This window comes from Emergencia sp., assembly GCF_048465375.1.
Classification (GTDB): domain Bacteria; phylum Bacillota; class Clostridia; order Peptostreptococcales; family Anaerovoracaceae; genus Senimuribacter.
In genome coordinates this window covers 149,501-165,784 of sequence record NZ_DBFWLQ010000020.1, presented here as the reverse complement: position 1 = coordinate 165,784, position 16,284 = coordinate 149,501, and the positions used below count along the sequence as shown (strand labels likewise).

Sequence of the window (16,284 nt, the reverse complement as noted above, 5' to 3'; positions counted from 1 at the left end):
AAGGAAGGTTTGCCATGAAAGAAAAGAAAATTGGTTTTTTCTCTGTAACTTGTCTAGCCATAGGAACCATTGTTGGAGCAGGTGTATTTGGAACAATACCGGCGGCTGCCGGTATTGTAGGAACTGGCATAGAATGGGCCTACTTTATTGCATTTATTTCAATCTTGATCTGCTATATCCCGCAGATGGTGACAATATCTGTGCTTCCGGCGCCATTCACGTTTTATATGCATACTACCCGTCTTGTTCATCCGACGGCTGGCTATATGTTGGTGATATTTGGTTTCAACTATGTATTCATCTTGTCGGCCTTGGCAGGTGTCTTTGCAGAATATGCGTCTGTTTACATACCTGTTGATCATCGTATTTTAGGCGTGGGGGCCTTGCTCTTTTTCGCCTTTATTACCACTCTGGGAGTTCAGGCCAATGCCATTGCCCAGAATATCATGGTAGTATCACTGTTTTCTGCTCTGTTCCTCTATGTCTTTGTGGGAATGCCCGAAATCCGTCAGGAGTTTTTGTCCTTTGGTGACATCATTAAACCGGAGAATCTGACTATCGTAACTCTTGGATCTGCTGTGGCATTGCTCAGTGCTAGCCTGCAGGGCGGTGTGAGCATTGCTTTTTATCCAGAGAAAATCAAGAATCCGGGAAAGACTATCCCTCGGGCATTTGTATGGGCAACGGCTATTTGCTGTTTTGTTTTTATGCTGGTAAGTGCTGTAACGATTGGAGTGCTGCCTATGGAGCAGGTATCCTCCCTTCTCGATGTGGCAAAGGTTGTCTTTTCACCTGGCATATATCATTTCTTTATTTTGGCTGGGGCAATCTTTTCCGTACTCACATCTTTGAACGGAATCTTTATTGCAGGCGGAAATGTGGGCAGTGCAACCGCGGATGATAAGGTCATGCCTATGTGGTTCGGCAGGCTGAACAAACACGAAGTTCCTAAAAACACGGTGTGGCTTTTGGCAGGCGTTTCTTCCGTATTTGTCGCCTTCGGCTTTCCTATCGGCACGCTACTGACGGCATATTCGTTGTTAAATCTATTTTGTCTTCTGCTCCTGTTTATTCCGGCGCTCAAGGTGCATAAGCTTTATCCTAATTCTTTCCGAGCAGCATCTTTTCAGATTCCGCCGACAGTAACCGCGGTACTGAGCTTGCTCGGTGTAGGTATTTGTATCTGGCAGTTGGTTTCAACTTTGATTACTCTGGATATGAAAATGATCATCACCATTATTATCTGGTATGCCGTTTGGTACGCATTTTACTTTGGCAGACGTTATTGGCTAAAAAATCAGGGATTTGATTTGAACCGTCAAATGAGGCAGCCTTATCCAGAATGGGTAGAGCGCGAGAAAGAATTATCGAAGATTGCTGAGAAGAAGGAGTGTAAGACAAAATGAAGAAACGGAAAATTATCGACTCTCATTCACACCTGGCCTGCAAGATGTTTGGCAACCCAGAGGAAGGCGCAGGACATCTGTTCCGCTATAGAGCAGCGCCTGACGTGCTGGTTCCGGAAACGGAGGCTTTTGGAAACGTAAATTATTATGAACTATATACAAGGGGACAGTTTCAAGGGGAGCGGATGTGGCCCGACGATCTTTGGCAGAGGGCAGAGGAGGATCCTGCACTGAAAACAGCTATGACTGCAGCTGATACGAAATGGATGGGCAATCGCTGTCTGAAGAATACCTTTTGGAATCTGCAGAAAATTCTCGATGATAATGAAGTTGACTATATTTGTACGCTGCCTATATGGCCGGCTAATAGTTTTGAGGATTATAAAGTTGCAGCGAGTCTGGATTCAAGAATCCTGCCTTTTACTTGCATCTATAATACAGAAATGAATGCGGAGGATGCCATCAGTAAGCTGCTGAATGATGTGAAACAGGGGGCACGGGGATTGAAGATACACCCCATCATACAAAATCTGGACTTAAAATCAGATTACATAAAAAAGATTCTATCAGCTTGGGCAAGAACGGGTCTGCCTGTTATCAGCCATTGCGGTAATGTGGAGTATGGGATAGAAAATCAGGGCGCGCCAAACTACGGTAATCCGGAATTCCTGGCTGATTTAATTGAAGAGATGCCAGAGGTGAAATTTGTCGGCGCCCACTGTGGCGGTTGCCGTTCCTGGGAAGCAGAGTATTTTGCAAAACGGGTAGGAGGGCGGAAAAACGTCTGGGTGGATACCAGTTTCCGCAATCCGAAGGAAATTGCCTGGATGGTTGACGCATTTGGTGAAGACAAAGTATTATTTGGCGTCGATATTCCTTTTTCTGACATGGATGTGAGTATTGCATGTGTAGAAGAATCGCCGTTAAGTGATAGGGAAAAGGAAAGAATCTTCTGGCACAATGCCGCTGAATTATTGAAAATTGAATAAAATGATTGGCTGATTTCTTGACAAATTGGTGGATGCCATTTACTATTAAATAAGACGCTGATACGGCGGATATAATGAAATTCTAACGAAGACAAGGTGGTAATCATGGCAACGATTTTATCGGTGAAGGAACAGACCTATCAAATCATCAAGGAAAAAATTCTCAATCAGGAATATCCTGCCGGTGCTCGAATCAATATCAATGAATTGGCAGAAGAGTTGGGTATTAGCAATTCTCCAATTAGAGAAGCGCTCAGCCTGCTTGAACAGCAAGGTCTAGTCATATCTAATCGCAGCAGTGGGGCGACGGTGACGACTTTTACACACAGGGATCAGTATGAACTTTCACAGATGTATTTGTTTTGGATTGTAGAAAGCTATCGATTTTGTTGTGAGACCAACAGGCTTGGCAAATTGATAAAAAGAGCAGAAGAGGTTCTGGAAACGCAGAAAATCTATTTTAAGAGCAAGGACTACAAAGAGTGCGCATATTATGCTAATTTGTTTGAGCGATGCATTATAGAGGCGACAGGCAATAAGAGAATGCTTGCACAGTATGATAGTATTTTTCCCGTATTTTTCCTCGGTTCTATTTACTTTCTTGAGGGCAAAGAGGAGGAACGGAGGCTTGGGCTTGCACAACACGAAGAAATACTTGCTGCTATGAAAGATGGACGTCATTCTGATGTAATTGATATTTTTAAAAAACATTATTACAAACCGATGTGGGATTTGAGGCTCCAAGACGATGAAACAGAATAAAACGGAAAAAGTGCCAGATAAAAAGTCATCTGGCACTTATGTTTTTTGGACTACTCTTTGTCCTGAAACCGATTGTAGTGTTTAGATAACAGCGTCTTGGCAGTTTCAAATTTGCCGTTCATGATGGCGCCGAGAATCTGCTGGTGCTCCACAATCGCCTCCATACGGTTGGTGTCGATATACCATTGATCATATAGCACTGTCAGATAAAACAAGCCTTCGATTTCGGCGTACTGCTTTGATATATAAGGGTTGTTGCAGCATGCCACGAAAGCCGCTTCGAATGCGATAGAATATTTTGCGTATTCTGGCTGGCTCTCTAAATTCATGTGGCCCATCTGTTCCTTCAGCGCTTTCTGAAGCAGTTCGATCAAGGTGTCTGTCTGTTGGCTCTGCAGGCAGATTTCGAAGGAACCCAAGAGCATGCTGAGTATTGCCTGGGCGATGTGTCCCAGCCGCCTATTGGAAAAGGTAATCACGCTAGGGCCGGCGTTAGGGTAGATTTCTACCAGCCCGTCCCGTTCCAACATAGAGATCGCTTCTCTGACGGGAGAATTGCTCACATTCAGTTCTTTGGAAATGGACATGATAGAAAGTCTTTCGCCCGGCTGATATTTTAGTTCGATGATGTTTTTCTTGATAATGTTATAAATCTGTTCCCTGATGGGGGTTCTGTTCAGTCGTCTATCCATAGTCGTTCCTCACCTTCGTCATATCTATATTTTAGCCCTTTAAAGTGAAACTGTCAAGAAAACGTGAATAAATTAACAGAATATAATGAATAATGGGCAATGCGTGATTTATCTAAGACGAGATCAGATCTTACTGCGGTTATACATAAATTGGAAGCAGGTAAAAGCCTTGAACTTCAATTCTCCTGTCCCAATGCGATCCCAAAATTGTATCATGTATGCACTTGTATAATTAAACAAAAAATAATTAAAAAATTTAATGATAAAAACATGTTTCACTGTAAATTCGTAAAATCCTTCCCATTTAATCCCAAAAAATTTGACAAAGCTTTTTCGGAATTTTACAATAAAAGAAGAAACAGATATATTAGTCCAGCTGCGGAGATGCCGGTGCTCATCTGCGGCGTGATGATTGATAAAATTTAAAGGAGGACGAGAGACCTATGAAAAAATTAATGACAGGCGATGAAGCGATCGCTAGAGGTGCTTATGAGGCAGGGGTTAGACACGCATCCGCATACCCAGGTACTCCAAGTACAGAAATCATGGAAAACGTTTCTACATATGAGGAGATTTACGCAGAGTGGGCTCCAAATGAAAAAGTAGCTATGGAATCAGCTGTCGGCGCATCTATGGCTGGAGCGAGAAGCATGGCCTCCATGAAACACGTAGGTGTGAACGTTGCCGCTGACCCTCTGATGACATTTGCTTACATGAAAGTAAACGGAGGATCCGTTTTGGTTACAGCCGATGAACCGGGCATGTTCTCCTCGCAAAACGAACAGGATAACAGAAACTACGCCAAGATGGGCAAGATGCCGATGTTTGAACCGGCAGACAGCCAGGAATGCGTAGATATGATGAAAGAAGCTTATGAAGTGTCTGAGAAATACGGCGCTGTCGTCATCATGAGAATGGTTACTCGTGTTTGTCACTCCAAGTCACTGGTGGAAATCGGCGAAAGAAAAGAAGTCGGCGTAAAAGAATGGAAGAAAGATCCCCAGAGATATGTCTGTCTTCCAGCACATGCGAGAGTGATGAGAGTCGCTTTAGAAGAGAGAACAAAACAGCTTGCTGAATACAGTGAAACGACCAAGTTCAACTATGCCGAAATGGGTGGTACCAAAGTCGGCGTCATCGCTTCCGGACCTTCCTACTATTATGCAAAAGAAGTATGGGGAGAAGATGCATCTTACTTGAAACTGGGCTTCACCAATCCGCTGCCGGCAGAGAAAATCAAAGATTTCTGCAGCAAAGTTGACACAGTCTATATCGTAGAAGAAGACGACCCATATATCGAAGAATTTGTGCAGAGAATGGGTATCGAATGTCACGGAAAAGACACCTTCCCATCCTATGGGGAGATGACACCAAACGTACTGAGAAAGGCTCTCTACGGTGAAGAACTGCCGCAGGTAGAATACAACAAAGAAAAAGTCATCAAACGTCCGCCTACTTTCTGTGCAGGCTGTCCTCACAGAGGTCTGTTCTACAGACTGGGCAAGAGAAAAGACGTCATGATCAGCGGCGATATCGGCTGCTATACGTTGGCTACAGGCGCGCCTTATAACGCTATGGACGCATGTATCTGCATGGGCGGTTCCATTTCCATGGGCCACGGCGCACAGCAGGTATTTAACAGAGCTGGCGTAAAGAAAAAGGTTATCACTGTATTGGGAGATTCCACCTTCTTCCATACGGGTGTCAATTCACTGATTAACACAGTTTATAACAACAGCAACACCATTAACATCATCCTTGACAACAGAATCACAGGTATGACAGGCCATCAGCAGAATCCGGGTACTGGATTTAACGTAAAGGGCGAAGCCGCACCGATGATCAATATCGAAGAATTGGTTAAGGCAATTGGCATCAAACACGTTAAAGTCATTGACCCTAACAATCTGAAGGAAGTCGACGACGCCTTTGATGCGTTTATGGAACTGGATGAACCTTCTGTTATCATCACCAGATGGCCTTGTGTCCTGAAGAAATTCTCAGATGCAGATCTGGAAGAATGGCCGAACCTGTTTAAGACGAAGAACGTGGTTGACACAGAGAAATGTATCGGATGTAAGCAGTGTCAGAAAACAGGCTGTCCGGCTCTGATCTTTGACAAAGAGGCAAAGAAAGTACATATCAGCAGAGCTGACTGTGTAGGCTGTGACGTTTGTACGCAGGTCTGCCCTGTAGAAGCGATTGTGAAGGAGGATTAATTGAGATGACAAAGAATATTTTATTATCCGGTGTTGGTGGTCAGGGAACCATCACCGCTGCAAAGATGCTGACTTTTGGCTTGATGGAAGCAGGATATGACGTAAAGATGAGTGAAATTCACGGTATGAGCCAGAGAGGCGGAGATGTTGTTTCTCAGGTAAGATACAGCAAAGACAAAGTGTATTCACCTGTCATCGAAAAAGGAACGGCGGATATTGTCGTATCCTTTGAAAAGATGGAAGCCCTCAGAACGTTAGATTATTTGAAACCGGACGGTGCTGTTGTTGTCAATACCCAGGAAATTCCTTCCATGACAGTGCTGACAGGAGCAGAAGAATATGCTGATGATGTTCTCGACGAAATCGAAAAGTCTGCTAAGAAAGTGATCACCCTCGACGCTACGAAGATGGCTGAAGACTTAGGCAACGTCAAAGCTGCCAACGTTATCCTTCTGGGAACTTTAGTAAAGTCCATGGGACTGGACGATATCGATTGGGCGGACATCATCAAAAAGAATGTCAAAGAAAAGTTTGTTGACCTGAACTTAAAAGCTTTCCAAGTTGGAATGGATGCTGTAAAATAGACGGTAGCAAATTTAAGTAAAGGTAGGGAAAATAAGATGATTTCAAAAAAAATGGAGCCTTTGGTAAACAATAACTCTGTTATCAGAGCGATGTTTGAAGAAGGAAAACAGATGGCCGACAAATACGGTGCAGAGAATGTGTTCGATTTCAGTATCGGTAATCCTAACGTTCCTGCCCCAAAGGAGGTTCAGGAAGCGATTATCGACATCGTAACCAACGAAGATCCGGTCAAGGTTCACGGTTATATGAACAATGCGGGATTTCCTGAGACCAGGGCGGCAGTTGCCGGAAATCTAAACAGACGCTTCGGCACCAATTTCACAGAGAAGAATATCATCATGACCGTCGGAGCCGGCAGTGCGCTCAATGTATTGCTGAAAACTATGTTAGAGCCGGGAGAGGAAGTAATCGCCTTTGCACCGTACTTCGTCGAGTACGGTAATTACGTAGCCAACTATGATGGCAAACTAGTCGTCATTTCACCGAATCCAGAAGGCGGCTTCATGCCGAAACTGGATGAATTTGAAGAGGCGATCACACCGAAAACGAAGGCTGTTATCATCAATAATCCGAACAACCCGACAGGTGTTATCTATCCGGAATCTGTCATCAAAGAGATGGCGGCGATTATGGAGAAGAAGCAGAAAGAGTATGGCAGCGTAATCTATCTGATTTCTGACGAACCATATAGAGAACTGGCATATGACGGTGCAGAAGTACCATACCTGACCAAGTATTACGACAACACGCTGGTAGGATATTCCTACAGCAAGTCGCTGTCACTGCCTGGCGAGCGAATCGGTTATGTAGTGATTCCAGATGCGTCAGACAAGGCGGAGGAATTTATCGATGCGGCTACCATTGCTAACCGCGTCGGCGGATTTGTCAATGCGCCTTCACTGATTCAGCTGGTCATCGCCAGGTGCGTAGATGCCAAATGTGATGTTGCCTACTACGAGAGAAATGGCAAAACCCTGTACGAGGGTTTGACGGAAGCAGGATTTACCTGCACGAAACCGCAGGGTGCATTCTACATGTGGATGAAGTCGCCGATTCCAGACGAAAAAGCATTCGTCGCAGCAGGTAAAAAATACAACCTGCTGATGGTACCAGGAAGTTCCTTCGCCTGCCCAGGTTATGTGCGAATTTCCTATTGTGTATCTTATGATCAGATTGAGAGATCACTCCCTAAGTTCAAAGAACTGGCAAAGGAGTATTTCTAAATAATAAGGAAGGCTGAGCCGCACTTGGTAAGTCTATCCCGCAAATGATATTTGTTTATCCGAGAGCGTCGCTTCTCGCGGTAAGGACCTGGTCCGACCGCAGAGCGGCGTTCTTTTTGTATAAAAAACGCGGAAATGACGGAATCAGGCGGTCAAGTCCGTCAAATCGAGATTTGGGGACTTTTCGCATGAGACCTGCCAACGATTTACTTAAAGTAAATCGGACTAGGGCTTCAAGATTCCTATTTCCACATAAAAAACCTGCGCCAGAGACGCAGGCTTAAATGTATGCCTAATCAAGCTGTTCGCTGCCCCAGTCTTTTGTCGGAGCTGCCAGCAGGTATGTAGGTGCGGACAAGGAAGACTGATGCTAATACCAGGGCAAAAACGAAACCGATGACGTATGTCAGGCTGGTATAGCCATTGGCGCCCAGATTCAGGCCTTCTGGTGCGTAGAGGATGTAGGTCATGCTGACGGCAGACATGAAGGTGGCGGGAATTGCCGCCATGAGGCTGGCCTTCCTGCTGACAAATCTGCAGAGATAGACAGCGCCTGCCCATAGAGCCAGCATTGCCAAAGTCTGGTTTGCCCAGGAGAAGTATCTCCAGACCACTTGATAATCCAGCATGGAGATGAAGTAGCCGGCAATCAGCAGCGGTGCAGACAGGGCCAAGCGCTTCTTCATATCCTTTTGGTCGATTTTGAACCAGTCCGAGATGGTCAGACGGGCGCTTCTGAAGGCAGTGTCGCCCGAGGTAATGGGGCAGGCGATGACGCCGACCATTGCAAGTGCGCCGCCGATAGGCCCCAAAAGCTTCATGGACATCTCATATACGACTGTGGAATTGCCGCCGCCTAAATCCAGCAAGGCACCCATACCGTGGGTGGGGTTGTAATAGAAGGCGATGCCCGCAGAGGCCCAGATCAGGGCGATGATACCCTCGGTCACCATTGCGCCATAGAAGATGTTTCGTCCCTGTTTTTCGCTGGTCATACATCTGGCAATCATCGGCGACTGAGTCGCGTGGAACCCTGAAATCGCACCACAAGCCACGGTGATGAACATCAGAGGCCAGATTGGCGCACCATCGGGACGCAGATTGTCAAAGGTCAACTCCAGCATCGGTCTGGTCCCGCTGTGTAATACAGTAGAGCCGCCGATGCCGACAGCCATGACGATGAGACAGATACCGAAGAAGGGATACAGCTTGCCGATGATCTTGTCGATGGGAAGCATTGTTGCCAGGAAGTAGTAAACCAGGACTACGATGGTCCAGAACTTGACACTGAGAGTGCTCGGTGTCAGTAAAGCCAAAAGGCCGGCAGGCCCCACCATGAAGACGACGCCGACACCCAGCAGCAGAATGACGGAGAAGATGCGCATGACGGTCTTCATGACTGGTCCCAGATAGGTACCGACAATTTCTGAAATGCTGGCACCGTCATTGCGTTCCGACAGCATGCCGCACAGATAGTCGTGGACGGCACCGGCAAAAATGGTGCCGAATACGATCCACAGGTATACGACTGGCCCCCAGATTGCGCCGGAAAGGGCTCCGAAAATAGGGCCTAACCCTGCGATGTTGAGGAGTTGAATCAAGAAGGCCCGCCAAGGTTTCATGGGAACATAGTCTACGCCGTCGGGATGGGCCGTGCAGGGCGTCAGTCTCTCATCAGGCCGAAAGACCCTTTCAACGATTTTTCCATATGTGAAAAAACCGATAATCAGTAGTGATAAACAAATGAAAAAAGTAATCACAGAGATCCCTCCTTTGGAAATAGGAATCTTCGATTCCGTCATTTCCACGTTCTTTATTATGTAGGAGATATCGATGAAATCGATATTGACGGAATATCAAAGAACATACCTTGCAAAGAGTCGCCTCCCCTTGCGGACGACATCTGGAAATAGGAATCTTTGATTCCGTCATTTCCACGTTCTTTATAACTCTAGCTATTCTGTGCGTTTCTTCTGTGGCAGCAGAATGCTGACGATGCCGCAGACTGCCATCAAGTATGGATAGAACAGATATGGAATGATGGCGAAAGGTGTCAGTCCGCTGAGAGCGGCAGCTGTCAACAATTGTGCACCGTACGGGATGATGCCTTGGAAGACTGAGGCAAACATATCGAGAAGTGAGGCGCTTCTGGACGGTTCGATATCGTAGTCTTCGCTGATTTCCTTGGCTATCGGTCCTGCGATGACGATGGCGACGGTGTTGTTGGCCGTGGCGGCATCTACCAGAGAAATCAGGGCAGCAACGCCGAATTCTGCGCCTTTGTAGGTGTGTACATGGTTATGTATCTTCTCGAGGATAAAGGCGAAGCCTCCATTTTGCTTTACTAAGGCGCTGATTGCCGCTACCAGGATGGAAATGACCGTGATGTCATACATGTTGGTAACACCTGTGCCGATGGAAGTAAATACTGCGGAAGGAGCCATAGCGCCAGTGGCAATTCCGACGATAACGGAAAGCACCGTGCCGCTGATCAAAACGATAAATACGTTGATGCCGATGATGGCCGTGATCAATACCAGCAGATACGGGATGACCTGCAGGATGTTGTAGTCCAGATTGTCGTCCATGTTGAACTTGGAGCCGCGGGTCAGGAAAAAAAGAACAACGATGGTCACGATGGCCGCCGGCAGGACGATGAGAAAGTTTCGTTTGAACTTGTCCTTCATTTCGCAGCCCTGGGTTCTGACTGCTGCAATGGTGGTATCGGAAATCATGGACAAGTTATCTCCGAACATGGCGCCTGAAACTACCGCGCCGACACAGATGGCCATGGCAAACCCAGTCTTCTCGCTGATACCTACGGCGATGGGAACGAGTGCGGTGATGGTTCCTACCGAAGTTCCCATGGAGATGGAGATGAAACAGCCGATGACGAAGAGCCCGATGACGGCGATGCTCGGCGGCAGCAGTGACAGCCCCAGATTGACAGTGCTGTCTACGCCGCCTGCCGCTGAGACAGACCCGGAAAAAGCGCCGGCAGCCAGGAAAATCAGGCACATGGTGATGATGTTCTCATCTCCCACACCTCTGGCGACGATTGAAAATTTTTCGTTAAATGATTTGCCTCGTGTTTGCATAAAGGCTACAATGAGTGCGATGAGAAACCCAACTACCGCTGGCATGGTATAGAAGTCTTTCAATATGATTCCCGTTCCAAGAAAAAGAACCAGAAAGACCAAAATCGGGAGCAGGGCTAGTCCGTTTGGTTTGATGTTTGATTCGTTCATTTCTATTCTCCTTAATATTGTGGATAATTACGAAAAAAGCCCGGCCTCTGCGGACAAAGGTCGAGCCAAATACTATCGCTTTGCAAGAAATATTTTATCAAAATATTAACTGTGGTGCAAGGCTAATTTCTTGATTCTATGCTGTCTATAGGGTGAATACAGGAATCCCAGACTGCGATTGTATGCCTTGAATCCCCATGTGGCAGCAAAAGAATTTCTCTTTTTGTGTTTTCTTAAAAACACCCGTTCTGTTCCGCCGAAAGCGGCGACGCCACCTTCCTTGACGCATTCGATGAGATCATCGTTGCATGTGATATCGCGGTCGAATTCGGTAAAGGCCATGCCCACGTATTCTTCCTTGTGAGAATCAGAGCCGCCAAGGCACTGCTTGCCGTATTTTTTTGCCAGCAGCTGGGCAACCTGATTGGCGTGGACGGTCTCGCAGGTATTGAATCCTTCCAGGAAATCGAACTTTCTCACTAACTGCGGATTCTTGCGCATTTTGTTGAAGAACATGGCACTGGAACTGCGAGCGCCGAATGGATGTGCCGGGCCGAGGATTCCGCCAAAATGATGTACAATGCGTTCCAGCATTTCTACGGACATGCCGCGAATCTGCAGAACTCTGAGGCAGAGTTCGTCAGGCATGATGACGAGAAAATGTCCGGCATCTTTTGTATCGTACTCTACACCCATCAGTACGACAAAATCATCAGGCATCTGTTCCTTGTTTTGCTGCCAATACCTGAATCCTTTATATGAATCATGGTCTGTGACCAGCATGCCATCAAAGCCTTTTTCTTGCAGCAGCTCGATATATCTTTCGATAGAAATTTTCGAATCAATGGAGCCAGCCTTTGTATGGCAGTGCATATCAAATTTCATATTTATATCACTTCCTTCTTGAATATAGTTTACACCTGTATTAGACTTTATACAAGTTAAGAATTGATGAAAATCATAGTAATTATTTGTGAATGAGGTAAATAATGTTTGTATCCTTGGAAGAAATTTTAAAAAACGCCATGTTTGATGACGCAAAGGTTTTGGCCGGCAGCAGAGGCTTAAACAAAAAAATCAAACGAATTTCCGTCTTTGACTGTCCCTGCAACAGAAATCTTGTTGACAGAGACATCATTGCAGCAGGCGATGTGTTTATTACCTGTCTCGATCAATTTAAATATGAGACGGAGAACATCTACGAGTATTTAGATACTTTAATCAAGACAGAGTGCTCTGGTCTCTTTGTGGTAACAGATGATATGCTGTACGTTTTAACTGATGACATTTTGCAATCCTGCGACCGCAGCAACTTTCCCGTTGTTTTAATTCCAGAAGATATTCCTTATGCGGCAATTATAGATACCGTTAACAAATATATTTCCATCGACAATTTAAATGCCATCAACACCCTGAAAATTGAAAAAATCATGTATGGCAATGTTCACCCCGGCGAGAAGATGGAAATTCTCTACAGCATCAACCCGAATATGAAGAACTATCTGCGCGTGATCGAAGTCGAAGGAGACTTCAATTCTGACATCGCTCAAGTGGAACTGCATTTTTATTATTTGAAACAAAAAAACGACATCTACGTGAGAAGTAACAATCAACAGATTTTTATTCTCAGCGATGATGACGAAAAGTCCCTTCGCCGTCATTCTGACGTAACTTCTATCCGCATCAAAGAGTTCATCAGTGAACCGGTGATGGGCTATAGCAGAATATACAACAGAAAGGACATCGGCAAAGCTTTGGAAGAGGCAAAAAGGGCCTTAGAAACCGCCAGGACCATGAACATGTCCTCTCAGAACTATGACCCGCTCTCGGTGCTGCAGCTGCTTTTGACTGTGAAAGATACACAGGAAGCCCATGACTTTTACAAAGCTTATGTTGACGCCATCAGGCAGAAAGTGTCAATAGAGAATGTAAAGGAAATCCTGCTGACCATGGAAGTTTATGTCGCCAATTCCGGCAATTTTCAAGCGGCCGCCTTGGAAATGAATCAGCACGAAAATACCATCCGCTATCGGGTGAACAAAGTGAAGGCGGCTCTGGGCATGGAGAATGACAACGTGAAATTTCATGAGACAGTAGCTGTGGCTGTCAAACTACGGACGCTGATCAACGAAAAACTCTGATTGAAATTATTTTAAAAAAACCATCATTATTTTAAAATAATAATAAAGTGGTTTCCTTCGAAAATTTGTATAATTTAGAAAAATCACATTGGAGGAGACCTATGGACGAGAAGAAAAAAAGAGGCAGCAATATAGAGACGACGACTCTTGAGAAGGTGCCTGTGGAAGAACGAAAAAATTGGATCGACGTCGCATTAATTCAGGCTGGCATCATGATTTGTGTTCCAAGCCTGCTGCTTGGAGGCATTCTGGCAGAGAGCATGTCACTGACAAATGCCATTCTTTCTGGCGTTGTAGGATATTTCATTGTCATCGTGTTGTTCTGCCTGATGGGTATCATGGGAAGCGATTTGGGTGTGCCCACCTGCGTAACGGCCATCGGCGGCTTTGGTAAAAAAGGAGCGAGGTTCATCATCAGTACGTTAATCTTTATCTCCATGATCGGTTGGTTTGCCGTGCAGACCAGCGTCTGTGGCGATGCGTTTTCCAATCTGATTGACCAATTTTTCCATGTAAACGTGTCCCCGATCATATCCATGATTATTTGGGGATTGATCATGCTGATTACGGCAGTTTACGGCATCAATGCACTGGACAAACTGAACAAAATCGCAGTGCCCGCCCTGTTTATTGTTACGATTGTTGGCTGCATCATGGCACTGAACAAATATGGAACACAGCAGCTGTCAGTTAATCCAGCGGTACCGTCTATGTCGTTTATCGATGGAATCGTATTGACCGTCAGCTTTATGGCGGCAGGCTGTCTCGCGGCTTCTGATATCACCAGATACCAGAGAACGAGAAAAGATACGATTATCTCAAGTTCGCTGGGTGTGGCACCAGCTGGTGTTTTGATGGTGGTTCTGGGCGCAATCATGACCAGAGTCGCTCAGCAGTATGACATCACTTTAGTATTTTGCGAGATTGGCATTCCAATTATCGGCATGCTGGTTTTAATTTCAGCCACTTGGACGACCAATACGACCAATGCTTATTCAGGCGGCATCAATGCCGTTTTGATGTTCAACTTGGCAGAGAACAAGCGGGCGGCAGCAACCATGGTCGCTGGGCTCATCGGTACGGTCTGCGCGGTGTTGGGCCTGGCAGATCATTTTGAGGATTTCCTCTACATATTAGGTGATGCACTGCTGCCGACCATGGGTGTCATTTTGGCCGACTACTGGATTATCGGCAGAGGAAAGCCTGAGAATTACAGAATGCCGGAGGGCTTCAACTGGATTGGCATCTTATCATGGCTCTGTGGTTATGCGGTCATCAAATTGATTCCTTATGGCGTACCTTTTGCACAAGGCATCATCACAGCTGCAGTCTTATACATAATCTTGGCAAAGGTGGTCAAAAGACCGCAGGACAAATTGAATTAGCAGTGGATAGGATTGATGACAAAAGAGGTGCACGTTTGATCCGCCTGTTTGGTTCGCAGCGCCAAGATTTGCCTGAAAGTGCCTTGAAATCAAGTCATTCAGGCGGATTTCGAGAATTGGCAGGGGTATAGCAGTGCAAGAGCGCTTGTGAGAAGGCAAAAAAGTAATCGAAAGATAGATGCGTGAATTATATAATATGAACGAGTATCATTGTTTTAACTGTACTTAATGAATTTTTTCGTCCTGAAACCCTTTGATGGGCAAGAGGAAATGAAAGAGATAGCGCAAAGGCAGGGAAATCCGCCCGAATCAGACCTAAAGTCGGATGATTGAGGCGGATTTTCTATGATTGCTGCGTAATATACGGAGGAGGGGTATGATTTGGACGATTTTACTAAATTCATATTGACAAAAGATGGAGATTATAGTATAGTTAGTTAAAACTAACTGAATGAGAAAACAGATAGTTTATAGTTCTCCTTAAGTGATTTTGATTAACGAATGTGTAGTCTGTAGGCGGGCATATAACATGCCCGCTTCCTATAGACTAAGCGGTTAGCCTAAACTAACTAGACGGAAAGGAAGACAGTATCTATGGAAGATTATTTGATTGAGCATTGTTCTCCAACTTTGGCATCATTGAAAACGGCCAATTTATTTAACTACATATATGATTCAGATGAGCAATTGCATGCATATATCGATGAGCTAAACCGAAATCTGCGGGGAAAAGGCGTTTCGATTGTGATATTGAGAAAATATGAGCACAGCGCTTTGATCTATGTCTATCGGGAAAAAAAGCTGCAGGCAGATTTGGCGCAGAATGGTGTCGAGGATTTTCTCAAGAGTTTTGGTTATGAAAAGTTTTCTGCAGGCGAGGCTATTTCAGTCTTACAGACACGTTTTGAGAAAGAAGGAACGTTTCCTCACGAAATTGGCATTTTTTTAGGATATCCTTTGGGCGATGTGATCGGGTTTATTGAAAATGCCGGCAGAAACAGCAAGTGCAGCGGCTGCTGGAAAGTATACTGCAATGAATGTGAAGCAGTCAGGCTATTTGCTAAATATGAAAAATGTAAAGAGGTCTATAAGCGTCTTTTTCATCAGGGAAAGACCGCTTGGCAACTGACAGTTGCCATATAAATATAAGGAAAGAGGTATGAATAATGAGCAAAATCGCAGTGGTATATTGGAGTGGAACTGGCAATACCGAAAAGATGGCAGAACTGGTTGCAGCAGGCATCAAAGATGGAGGGGGAGATGTGACCAGCTTTCAAGCGGCGGAATTCTCCGCAGAATTAATGGATCACTATGATGCAGTTGCCTTCGGCTGCCCGTCCATGGGCGCGGAAGAATTGGAAGAGGCAGAATTTGCACCTCTCTTTGAGCAGTGTGAGAAAAAATTGAAGGGCAAGAAGATTGCTTTATTTGGTTCTTATGGCTGGGGAGATGGAGAGTGGATGCGCTGCTGGGAGGACCGCTGCATTGAGGATGAAGCCGTCATCGCTTGCCCATGTGTGATCTGCAATGAGGCACCTGATGAAACTGCGCAGCAGGAATGCAAAGCACTTGGAAAATCCTTGCTCTAGGCATTGCTAGCGTAAAGATCAACATAATCTCAACGGGGAACTGCT

The 16,284-nt window shown here is 45.4% G+C and carries 14 protein-coding genes; 10 read left to right on the top strand and 4 right to left on the bottom strand.

From position 1 onward, the window contains the following. Positions 1 to 14 precede the first annotated feature (14 nt). The 3 genes from ACMQ5W_RS13715 (at position 15) to ACMQ5W_RS13705 (ending at position 3,157) form a co-directional block, all read left to right on the top strand. Positions 15 to 1,406 carry an APC family permease gene (locus ACMQ5W_RS13715; RefSeq protein WP_419025656.1) on the top strand — a complete coding sequence of 464 codons (1,392 nt, stop codon included), beginning with the start codon at positions 15 to 17 and terminating at the stop codon, positions 1,404 to 1,406. After that, entirely contained in the window at positions 1,403 to 2,395 is a 993-nt protein-coding gene (locus ACMQ5W_RS13710; protein WP_419025655.1) for an amidohydrolase family protein, read from the top strand. Before ACMQ5W_RS13715 ends, ACMQ5W_RS13710 begins: the two co-directional genes overlap by 4 nt. A gap of 105 nt (positions 2,396 to 2,500) precedes the next feature. Next, positions 2,501 to 3,157 (top strand): GntR family transcriptional regulator, encoded by a 657-nt coding sequence (locus ACMQ5W_RS13705; RefSeq protein WP_419025654.1) that lies wholly within the window; start codon positions 2,501 to 2,503, stop codon positions 3,155 to 3,157. Between the two features lie 50 nt (positions 3,158 to 3,207). Here ACMQ5W_RS13705 and ACMQ5W_RS13700 read toward each other — a convergent pair whose 3' ends face one another. After that, on the bottom strand, positions 3,208 to 3,849 hold the full coding sequence (locus tag ACMQ5W_RS13700; RefSeq protein ID WP_419025653.1) for a GntR family transcriptional regulator: 642 nt from the start codon (positions 3,847 to 3,849) through the stop codon (positions 3,208 to 3,210). A gap of 443 nt (positions 3,850 to 4,292) precedes the next feature. On the opposite strand from ACMQ5W_RS13700, the gene iorA reads away from it, so the two are divergent. Genes iorA through ACMQ5W_RS13685 form a run of 3 tightly spaced genes read left to right on the top strand, consistent with a single transcriptional unit; the run spans position 4,293 to position 7,876 of the window. Continuing rightward, positions 4,293 to 6,068 (top strand): indolepyruvate ferredoxin oxidoreductase subunit alpha, encoded by a 1,776-nt coding sequence (iorA, locus tag ACMQ5W_RS13695; protein WP_419025652.1) that lies wholly within the window; start codon positions 4,293 to 4,295, stop codon positions 6,066 to 6,068. Positions 6,069 to 6,073: 5 nt separating this feature from the next. Then, a complete protein-coding gene (locus tag ACMQ5W_RS13690) occupies positions 6,074 to 6,652 on the top strand; it encodes an indolepyruvate oxidoreductase subunit beta (protein WP_419025651.1) in 579 nt (192 codons plus the stop codon). Positions 6,653 to 6,688: 36 nt separating this feature from the next. After that, positions 6,689 to 7,876 carry a pyridoxal phosphate-dependent aminotransferase gene (locus tag ACMQ5W_RS13685; RefSeq protein ID WP_419025650.1) on the top strand — a complete coding sequence of 396 codons (1,188 nt, stop codon included), beginning with the start codon at positions 6,689 to 6,691 and terminating at the stop codon, positions 7,874 to 7,876. A 296-nt stretch (positions 7,877 to 8,172) separates the two neighbouring features. Here ACMQ5W_RS13685 and ACMQ5W_RS13680 read toward each other — a convergent pair whose 3' ends face one another. The 3 genes from ACMQ5W_RS13680 to ACMQ5W_RS13670 form a co-directional block, all read right to left on the bottom strand. Beyond that, on the bottom strand, positions 8,173 to 9,636 hold the full coding sequence (locus ACMQ5W_RS13680) for a carbon starvation protein A (RefSeq protein ID WP_419025649.1): 1,464 nt from the start codon (positions 9,634 to 9,636) through the stop codon (positions 8,173 to 8,175). A gap of 195 nt (positions 9,637 to 9,831) precedes the next feature. Next, entirely contained in the window at positions 9,832 to 11,124 is a 1,293-nt protein-coding gene (locus ACMQ5W_RS13675; protein ID WP_419025648.1) for a Na+/H+ antiporter NhaC family protein, read from the bottom strand. 105 nt (positions 11,125 to 11,229) lie between these two features. Then, on the bottom strand, positions 11,230 to 12,009 hold the full coding sequence (locus ACMQ5W_RS13670) for a PHP domain-containing protein (protein WP_148492408.1): 780 nt from the start codon (positions 12,007 to 12,009) through the stop codon (positions 11,230 to 11,232). Positions 12,010 to 12,113: 104 nt separating this feature from the next. On the opposite strand from ACMQ5W_RS13670, the gene ACMQ5W_RS13665 reads away from it, so the two are divergent. From ACMQ5W_RS13665 to ACMQ5W_RS13650, 4 genes are all read left to right on the top strand, one after another. After that, the gene (locus ACMQ5W_RS13665; RefSeq protein ID WP_419025647.1) at positions 12,114 to 13,265 is read left to right on the top strand and encodes a PucR family transcriptional regulator; all 1,152 of its coding nucleotides are present in this window, start codon (positions 12,114 to 12,116) and stop codon (positions 13,263 to 13,265) included. Between the two features lie 101 nt (positions 13,266 to 13,366). Then, the gene (locus ACMQ5W_RS13660; RefSeq protein ID WP_419025646.1) at positions 13,367 to 14,650 is read left to right on the top strand and encodes a cytosine permease; all 1,284 of its coding nucleotides are present in this window, start codon (positions 13,367 to 13,369) and stop codon (positions 14,648 to 14,650) included. A gap of 594 nt (positions 14,651 to 15,244) precedes the next feature. Beyond that, positions 15,245 to 15,793, top strand: a complete 549-nt coding sequence (locus ACMQ5W_RS13655) for a DUF3793 family protein (protein ID WP_419025645.1) — start codon at positions 15,245 to 15,247, stop codon at positions 15,791 to 15,793. 23 nt (positions 15,794 to 15,816) lie between these two features. Further along, positions 15,817 to 16,239 carry a flavodoxin gene (locus ACMQ5W_RS13650; protein ID WP_419025644.1) on the top strand — a complete coding sequence of 141 codons (423 nt, stop codon included), beginning with the start codon at positions 15,817 to 15,819 and terminating at the stop codon, positions 16,237 to 16,239. Positions 16,240 to 16,284: the final 45 nt, after the last annotated feature.

Excerpts from the sequence above, each read along its gene's own strand:
- ACMQ5W_RS13650 (WP_419025644.1), top strand. The coding sequence starts at position 15,817 with ATGAGCAAAATCGCAGTGGTATATTGGAGTGGAACTGGCAATACCGAA.
- ACMQ5W_RS13675 (WP_419025648.1), bottom strand. The coding sequence starts at position 11,124 with ATGAACGAATCAAACATCAAACCAAACGGACTAGCCCTGCTCCCGATT.
- ACMQ5W_RS13655 (WP_419025645.1), top strand. The coding sequence starts at position 15,245 with ATGGAAGATTATTTGATTGAGCATTGTTCTCCAACTTTGGCATCATTG.
- ACMQ5W_RS13705 (WP_419025654.1), top strand. The coding sequence starts at position 2,501 with ATGGCAACGATTTTATCGGTGAAGGAACAGACCTATCAAATCATCAAG.
- ACMQ5W_RS13710 (WP_419025655.1), top strand. The coding sequence starts at position 1,403 with ATGAAGAAACGGAAAATTATCGACTCTCATTCACACCTGGCCTGCAAG.
- ACMQ5W_RS13670 (WP_148492408.1), bottom strand. The coding sequence starts at position 12,009 with ATGAAATTTGATATGCACTGCCATACAAAGGCTGGCTCCATTGATTCG.
- ACMQ5W_RS13660 (WP_419025646.1), top strand. The coding sequence starts at position 13,367 with ATGGACGAGAAGAAAAAAAGAGGCAGCAATATAGAGACGACGACTCTT.
- ACMQ5W_RS13715 (WP_419025656.1), top strand. The coding sequence starts at position 15 with ATGAAAGAAAAGAAAATTGGTTTTTTCTCTGTAACTTGTCTAGCCATA.
- ACMQ5W_RS13665 (WP_419025647.1), top strand. The coding sequence starts at position 12,114 with ATGTTTGTATCCTTGGAAGAAATTTTAAAAAACGCCATGTTTGATGAC.
- iorA (WP_419025652.1), top strand. The coding sequence starts at position 4,293 with ATGAAAAAATTAATGACAGGCGATGAAGCGATCGCTAGAGGTGCTTAT.
- ACMQ5W_RS13690 (WP_419025651.1), top strand. The coding sequence starts at position 6,074 with ATGACAAAGAATATTTTATTATCCGGTGTTGGTGGTCAGGGAACCATC.
- ACMQ5W_RS13685 (WP_419025650.1), top strand. The coding sequence starts at position 6,689 with ATGATTTCAAAAAAAATGGAGCCTTTGGTAAACAATAACTCTGTTATC.
- ACMQ5W_RS13700 (WP_419025653.1), bottom strand. The coding sequence starts at position 3,849 with ATGGATAGACGACTGAACAGAACCCCCATCAGGGAACAGATTTATAAC.